Genomic DNA, 7,128 nt, shown 5'->3' with positions numbered 1-7,128 from the left:
GGAACGTGTTCGACCCCCGGGTGATCCGGTGGCGCCTGGACGGTCCGGGCCGGGAGCAGCAGCTGCTCTCGCTCGGTGAGGTGCGCCGGGGGATCGAGCCGGTCGCGGCCGAGCTCGCGGCCGCGCACGCGACCCCGGAGCAGTGCGGGGTGCTGGTCGGGGCGGTGGTGCAGATGGCGGTGCACGCGAAGTCGGGTGACCTTGAGGCGTACCTGCGGGCCGACCGGCTCTTCCACGCCACGCTGCTGGCGGCCTCGGGCAACGAGATGCTCGCAGCCCTCGGAGACCTGATGGTGGTCTCGCCCTCGACGCACTCGACGCCCACCGCTGCGACGGTGCGGCTGCACGGCGACGTCGCCGAGGCGGTCCAGTCCGGAGATCCCGTCGGCGCTGCGGCCGTCGCGAGCCAGCTCGACAGCTGCTGCGGCGCGCTCGACACCCCGCGGTGACGTGCGGGCGGTCGAGGGACCGCCACCACCCGGTGGCCCTACGCGTGAGAGGGCGCAGCAGGGCACCTCGTGGCGGTCCGTCGGTCCCTCGGTCCCGTCGACCGCGCCGCCCACGTATGCCGTCGGGCTCAGGGCCCTCGGAGCAGCCCCTCCAGCGGGCCGGCGAGGGTGCCCGTCTGCACGAGCTCGTCGGCGATGTCGCTGATCTTGCGGTTGCTCCGCTGGCTCGCCTCACGGAGGCGCTCGAAGGCGTGAGCAGGCGGAATCCGGAGGCGTTCCGTGAGGATGCCGATGGCGGCACCGATGGTGCGGCTGTGGTTGAGCGCGATCTCGAGGTTCTGAGCCCGGTCGTCGCTCAGCTCGGCCGCGATGGCCAGTGCTGCATGCTCCGTCAGCAGCTGCGCGCGGTCGATGGCCCCGGCGTCGAAGGCGTGCGGCGCATCGGCATACAGGGTGAGGACACCGACGGTGGTCTCGTGCACGCAGATCGCGAGAGACAGGACGGAGCGGACCGAGGTCTCGCGAAGCATGCCATCGCAGTATGCGACGAACCTCTCCTCGAGCGCCAGGTCGGGGCAGTGGACGATGCCGCCCACGACGAACGCAGCGATGCCCGGACTGTCGCCGGCCTGACCCGCGATTCGCGCCACGGTTGCACCGAAGTCCTCGTCCGAGCTGGTCGAGTGCTTCGCGGGTTGGGCGCCCAGGTGAGGACTGACGGCGACGGCCGCCCACTGGCAGGGAATGAGGTCGACGGCGCTGTCCACGATCGTGCGGAGAGTCTGCGCGAAACCCTCCGCCTCGACGAGACCGCGCGCGAGGGAGGCGAACTCGAAGGCCGACGGCGAGGTCAGGTCCGTCATGCGAGCATCATCTCACCGGTCAGGGGAGAAGGGCGCCGTGCGAGCCCACGTCTTCGCCGCGCGGACGACGTCCCGTATGCCGCGAGCGCGCCCGGCGCACGGGGTACGAGACCACGGAGCGGGTCATCCCTCTACCCCGCTCGTGAAGGAGGTCACCGTGCTCCGGCATGGGATCACGAGACAGAGCAGGCTCCCACGGCAGGGGAGCGACACATGAGCGCCTGGCGCGACGACCTGCGTGGGCGCGTGCGGGCGTTCGGACGGGCCCTGCGCGAACCCGGGCCCGAACGCGACGCCCTCCTGCTCCTGGTCAAGGCCGCGATGGCCGCAGTGGTCGCCTGGCTCTTCGCGGTCCACGTGCTGCGCAGCCCGGTGCCGTTCTACGCCCCCATGGCGGCCCTGCTCGTCGTCGACCGCACGATGGTGCGGTCGATCTCCGCCAGCACCCAGCGCATCGCAGCGGTGGTGCTCGGCCTGGCCTTCGCCTGGGGCGCCGCCGTGCTCGTCGGAGTGAGCTGGTGGTCGATGTTCGCCGTGCTGCTCGTGTCCCTCGTGATCGGCCGGTGGGCGCGCTTGGGCGACCACGGCATCCAGGTGCCGAGCATGGTGCTGCTCTCGCTCATCACGGTCAAGGGCACCAGCGAGCAGTTCACCTACCTCACCATCGTCGAGACGGTCTCGGGCGGCGTGATCGGCGTCGCCGTCAACGCGGTGGTCCTCGCTCCGCTGCACGTGACCAAGCCACGTCAACGCGTCAGCGCCCTGTCGCGGCAGGTGCGCGACCTCCTCGTCGAGATGGCCGAGGGGCTGCGTGACGACTGGGACCACGACCTCGCCCAGCGGTGGTACCGCCGCGGAAACGACGTCGCCGACCGCGCTCCGAGCGTGATCGAGGACATCCACACCGGCCGCGAGAGCACCCGTCTCAACCCCCGCGACAACCTGCGAAAGATCCAGGTCGACTGGGAGGGCTACGAGCACTCCGTCAACACGCTCCGGCGGATGCTCTGGCAGGTGACGGGTATCGCCCGCACGCTCGTGGACGCGGGGGAGGAAGACCGCCACCAACCGGCGCCCTCACCGACGTTCCTGCACCGCTACGCGGACGCACTGGCGGCGATGGCCGTCGCCGTCGAGCAGCTGGGCCGGCACGACGACGCGGCCGACCACGCGTTCGCCACGGCCACCCAGGAAGCGTTGAAGGTGCTGGAGGAGCTGCGGGAGGAGGTGCGCACCACGCCGCTGCGTGACCCCGACGCGTGGCCGGTCTACGGCTCGCTCATCAGCGACTCGCTGCGAGCCGTCCGAGAGCTGCAGCTCTCGCACGACGTCGCCGCCGTGCCCACCGACACCGGGCCGCTCCGCATCGACGGGGCGCGCCGGGGTCGGCTCCCCATGGCCGCGCCCCCAGACGGTGATGCTGACGGTCGGAGCGGTCCGGCATAGCGATCCGGAGCGGCGAAAGAGGCTCGGGGCTGCCTCGTCCGCGGGTCCGCCGTGATTGTCACTCGAGTCTGGGTACGGGCGCCAACAGCGCCACCGCCTGGCTCCAACCAAGCGGCACAGGCGGTGGCGCGCACATCGTCTCCCGAGCGGTCAACCGGCGCAAGGGCGCCGACCAACCTCTTCCCCGGGCCGGGCTCAGGGGGCATCGCGGGTGACACTCCACGACCCGTCAGGCTCGCGCCGTGCCAGGCCGAGTCGCTCGAACGCGTCGAGCCAGCCCTCCATCGGCCACCAGCCCCAGCGCTCGGCGAAGCGGTTCGCGTTGGCGACGATGTCGTGGAGGTGCTGGGTGGGCGGGACACGTGTCGGGTGGTGCTGGTGGTACGCGCGGGCGCCCCCCACCCAGGTCATGGCCCCGCCGTGACGTGCCAGCCGCTCGCCGAAGTCGGTGTCCTCTGCGCCGTAGCCGACGTACGCCTCGTCGAAGCCCCCGATGTCGGCCCACGCCCGGGACGTCGTGGCGAAGGAGAGGGACCAGAAGAGGCGGAGGTCGTCCGCCGCGCGCGTTTCGCCGGGGGCGAGCACCGGGCGTGCGGCATGAGGGGCGGCAAGGGCGTCGAGGTCGAGCTCCCGGTAGTCGCGACCTTCCGGGGCAGGGGGGAGGTACGCCACCTCACCCGCCCAGACGCGTGGCCGCGCGCCGTCATCGGTGGCCATCACGGCGCAGTAGCGTTCGACCAGCCGCGGCGACGGGATGCAGTCGACGTCGAGCATGACGACGCGAGTGGCTCCCGCACGCACCGCGGCTGCCACGCCCAGGTTGCGGGCCGACGAGAGGGGCAGACGTCCGTCAACGCGACCGATCGTCGGCACGACGGCAGCGCAGTCCTGTCCCGTGCCGACGCCGTGCCGGACGACACGCTCGACGCGGTCGTCGTCGATGGCGACGACGACGGTCAGCTCGGGTCGTCGGGTCTGGCTCCCGAGGCCCCAGAGCAGCCGCGTGAGGTGGTCGTGGCGTCCGTGCACGACCGTCACGACGGCGACGTCTCCAGCGGTCACGACGCGGCCGGGGTCGAGTGGGGGAGCCCGGCTGCCGGTGTGCCGGCCAGGGCGTCGAGCCGTCTCGCCGCCTCGGCGGCACCGTGCCCCGAAGACCACCGTGCCCACCCCCGGCCCCCGGTCGCGACGGCGCGGTCCAGCAGCCCCGGCCACTCCCCGGGATCTCGTGGCCATCGCTGCAGCCCCACTCCCGCTCCGAGCCGTGCGACCGCGGCGGCTGTCGCTCCTTGCTCGTCGAACGGACGCTGCTGGGGCACCACGACGGCGGGACGGCGCGCGGCGGCCACGTCGGCCACAGCCCCCTGCCCCGCGTGGGTGACGACGACGTCGGCAGCCCTGAGGTCGGACCAGAGGTCGGGGGAGGGCGAGCGTGGGCTGCGCTCGACCCACTGCCAACCGGGTGTGGCGGCGCGGGCACCGGCGATGTCGGAGGCGGTCACGTCGGTGCCCCCGGCACCCCAGACGAGCAGGACGCGCCGAGGAGCCGAGAGGTCAGAGGGGATCTGCGTCCGGTCGTCCGACCGACGGCGTTCGTCGAAGCGGGAGATGCCGCCCACGGCCCAGAGCTTGCGGCGCCACTCCTCCGGCCACCCTGATGTGTGCGCGCCGGTCGGCCACGGGGCGAGAAGGGCGTCGGCGAGGTCGTACGCGAGGCGGTGGGGGCGGTCCGCCCGTGCGCCTGGCATGGCCACCACGACCACCGGCACCCCGGCAAGCCGGGTGAGCACGGAGATCTCGACCGACACGTCGACGACGACGAGCGCCGGCCGGTTGCTGGCGAGCCACGACGTGAACCGAGCCGTCCGTGCCGCGAGGCCCTCGTCGTGGAGAGGGACCCAGTGCAGGGTCCGGTGCGCCGTGACGTCGAGAGTCGGGACCTCCGCCGGATCGGCGCCGTCGTCCCGCTCGAGGTGCACCCACGGACCGGTCCACCCGGTTGGTCTGGGCATCGAGCCGAGTCCGGTCACCGGTGTCCTGAGCTCGCGGGCGACGGACAGGAACCGCATGAGGTGTCCCAGGCCGTGGTGGTGCACGTAGTAGCCGATCACGCGGCCCCCGCCTGCGGCGGCACGAGCGAGCGGTACACCGCCAGGTAGTCGTCGACCATCCGGGTCACGGAGCAGCTCGCCTCGGCGTGTGCGCGGCACGTGGCGCGGTCAAGGCGGACTGCCCGCGCGACGGCATCGGCGGCGAGTGCGTCCGGCACGCCGGGGGGCAGCAGCACCCCGACACCGGCGTGCACGAACTCGCGGAGACCGCCACGGTCCAGAGCGACGACCGGCGTGCCACAGGACAGGGACTCGGCCGCGACGAGACCGTAGGGCTCGTCCCACTCAGGGGTCACGAGGGTGGCGGCGCTCGACCCGAACAAGGCGACGAGCTCATGCGTGGCGAGGTGACCCACGTGCTCGACGTCCGCGCCGAGCAAGGGGGCGACCCGCGCCTCGTAGTAGGCGCGGTCGCCGATCGGGCCGGCGATCCGCAGATGGCGACCGGCAGCCCGAGCCATCGCGATGGCTCTGTGCGGGGCCTTCTCGGGCACGATGCGGCCCGCCCAGGCGAGACCGGTTCCGCCGTCGCCCGGCGTCCACCGGCGTACGTCGATCCCGTTGTGCACCACCCGTGCCGGCGTGACGTGAGACCAGGAACCGGCTGTGTGGGAGCTGACCGCGGTGAAGTGGTTGCGGGAGCCACCGGGCCTCGACGTCGCGATGTCGACGGCCGGCTCCAGCCACGGCGTGGGTGGGGTGTGCAGGGTCGTCAGCACCGGCATGGGCAACGAGTCGGCCATGGCGACCGGAAGATGGTGGAGGCTGTTGTTGTGCACGATGTCCACGTCGTTGCGGTGACGCAGGGAGAGCATGACCTGCAGGTAGGCGTGGTGCGTGCGCAGCCACGACTCGGGCACCATCGCGACATCGGCTCGTGCCGCGTCGCTGAGCCGCAGCGGTGGCACGTCGAGATGGGTCACATCGAGTCCCGGATCGCTGCCGGGGGCGGCGAAGACGGTCACGTCCACGGCACGTTCGCGCAGGCCCTGGGCGAGGTGCCACGTCAACGACTCCAGCCCACCGGCGAAGGGCTCGACGATGGGATAGGCGGACGCAGCGATGATCACGACGTGCATGCAGCACCTCTGTTCGGCACTGCCGCAAGCACATTCGCGTAGACCTGCTCGTGCACGCGCGCAATCTCGATGCGCTCACGCTGACGTTCGTCGGGGTCCGCCTGCCACTGCGGGCGTTCCTCGTAGGCGGTGCGCAGGACATCGGCGAGGGTGGGCGGCCGTGGACCCTCGCGCCCGGCTCCCGGGACGGCATACGTCAGGCACGGCCGCTGGTCGGCGTAGTAGCCGCAGTCGGGGGCAGCGACGACGGTGCCGAGGTCGTGGCACGCCTCGAGCCACCCGGAGTGCGTGCCGAACCGGTAGGGCAGGACGGAGACGTCGAGCGACTGCAGGTAGTCCCAGAGCTCGTCATCGGTGAAGTAGTCGTGCACGTGCAGCTCGACGAGTCCGGCCGCCTCGAGTCCGCGCAGGTGCGACTCGACGTCGACGGCGTGGCGGTCGTACCCGGGGGTCATGACGTCCGTGTGGGCATCGACCCGCAGTCTCGCCGCCGGGAGCGCCTCCAGCGCGGCGACGATCTCGTCGATCACGGGGAGCGGGTCCATGCCGGCGCGGAGGCTCTTCACGTGCACGCCGATGACGAAACCGTCGTGCGGCTGGCGCGGCAGGGCGGCACGCTCCTGCTCCACGACGTGGGGGTGCGGGACCACGACGGCCTCGCGACGCCAGCGCTCACGGATCTCGGCGGCGGCCCCGGGGGTGAGCGTCAGCACGGCGTCTGCCGCCGTCACGAGCACCCCGAGCTGCGCGTCGTGCAGAGTCGCCTCCACGTGGTGCGGGTTGCGCAGGTCGTGGACCGTCAGCACGAGCGGCCGGTCGTGCCGCCTCAGCTCGGCAGCGAGCTCCGCCAGCTCGGCGGGGGAGACGGCGTCGAAGCCGAAGTGCACGTGCATGAGGTCGAACTCGTCGGCGTGGCTGCTGACCCATCCCGGTTCGAGCATCCGGGGCGGCCACCACTGGGCGTCCGGCACGTCAGCCCGCGGTTTGGGGTCGGGCAGGCGTGTGACCGAGCGGTCGCCGTCGGGTGCGCTCAGGTGACGCACGTAGACGTGGTTCGAGGGGATGGAGGCGATGACTGGGCTCAACCGAGTGCCTTTCGGAACAGGCACACCGCGCACCGAGTGAGGGGGCGCCGGCGCGGACGGGGGCCGCGTTGCTGAAGCCTCCAGAGGTCTGGGTA

Annotated in this window: 7 protein-coding genes; 2 read left to right on the top strand and 5 right to left on the bottom strand. The window is 72.3% G+C overall.

Features of this window, described 5'->3' with window-relative positions; all coding sequences use genetic code 11:
• The coding region (locus AB4091_RS15070) for a FadR/GntR family transcriptional regulator (protein WP_442292565.1) at positions 1-449 on the top strand (449 nt) is incomplete at its 5' end.
• Positions 450-577: 128 nt separating this feature from the next.
• Here AB4091_RS15070 and AB4091_RS15065 read toward each other — a convergent pair.
• Positions 578-1,312 carry an ANTAR domain-containing protein gene (locus AB4091_RS15065; RefSeq protein WP_442292564.1) on the bottom strand — a complete coding sequence of 245 codons (735 nt, stop codon included), beginning with the start codon at positions 1,310-1,312 and terminating at the stop codon, positions 578-580.
• A gap of 213 nt (positions 1,313-1,525) precedes the next feature.
• On the opposite strand from AB4091_RS15065, the gene AB4091_RS15060 reads away from it, so the two are divergent.
• A complete protein-coding gene (locus tag AB4091_RS15060) occupies positions 1,526-2,758 on the top strand; it encodes an FUSC family protein (protein ID WP_442292563.1) in 1,233 nt (410 codons plus the stop codon).
• A gap of 195 nt (positions 2,759-2,953) precedes the next feature.
• Here AB4091_RS15060 and AB4091_RS15055 read toward each other — a convergent pair whose 3' ends face one another.
• From AB4091_RS15055 to AB4091_RS15040, 4 genes are read right to left on the bottom strand one after another with little or no spacing between them, the layout of a single operon-like run.
• Positions 2,954-3,820 carry a glycosyltransferase family 2 protein gene (locus AB4091_RS15055; RefSeq protein WP_442292562.1) on the bottom strand — a complete coding sequence of 289 codons (867 nt, stop codon included), beginning with the start codon at positions 3,818-3,820 and terminating at the stop codon, positions 2,954-2,956.
• On the bottom strand, positions 3,817-4,869 hold the full coding sequence (locus AB4091_RS15050) for a glycosyltransferase (protein WP_442292561.1): 1,053 nt from the start codon (positions 4,867-4,869) through the stop codon (positions 3,817-3,819). Before AB4091_RS15050 ends, AB4091_RS15055 begins: the two co-directional genes overlap by 4 nt.
• The gene (locus tag AB4091_RS15045; protein ID WP_442292560.1) at positions 4,866-5,948 is read right to left on the bottom strand and encodes a glycosyltransferase; all 1,083 of its coding nucleotides are present in this window, start codon (positions 5,946-5,948) and stop codon (positions 4,866-4,868) included. Before AB4091_RS15045 ends, AB4091_RS15050 begins: the two co-directional genes overlap by 4 nt.
• Positions 5,936-7,033, bottom strand: coding sequence for a glycosyltransferase family 1 protein (locus AB4091_RS15040; protein ID WP_442292559.1), 1,098 nt, complete (start codon positions 7,031-7,033; stop codon positions 5,936-5,938). The genes AB4091_RS15045 and AB4091_RS15040 overlap by 13 nt, the downstream gene beginning before the upstream one ends.
• Between the last annotated feature and the right edge of the window lie 95 nt (positions 7,034-7,128).

The organism is Terrabacter sp. 2RAF25 (genome assembly GCF_052115265.1).
Taxonomy (GTDB): domain Bacteria; phylum Actinomycetota; class Actinomycetes; order Actinomycetales; family Dermatophilaceae; genus Terrabacter.
This window is presented reverse-complemented; position numbering and strand designations above follow the sequence as displayed.

What these genes read in the sequence shown, in the direction of transcription:
- AB4091_RS15065 (WP_442292564.1), bottom strand. Translation starts at nt 1,312, where the DNA reads ATGACGGACCTGACCTCGCCGTCGGCCTTCGAGTTCGCCTCCCTCGCG.
- AB4091_RS15060 (WP_442292563.1), top strand. Translation starts at nt 1,526, where the DNA reads ATGAGCGCCTGGCGCGACGACCTGCGTGGGCGCGTGCGGGCGTTCGGA.
- AB4091_RS15045 (WP_442292560.1), bottom strand. Translation starts at nt 5,948, where the DNA reads ATGCACGTCGTGATCATCGCTGCGTCCGCCTATCCCATCGTCGAGCCC.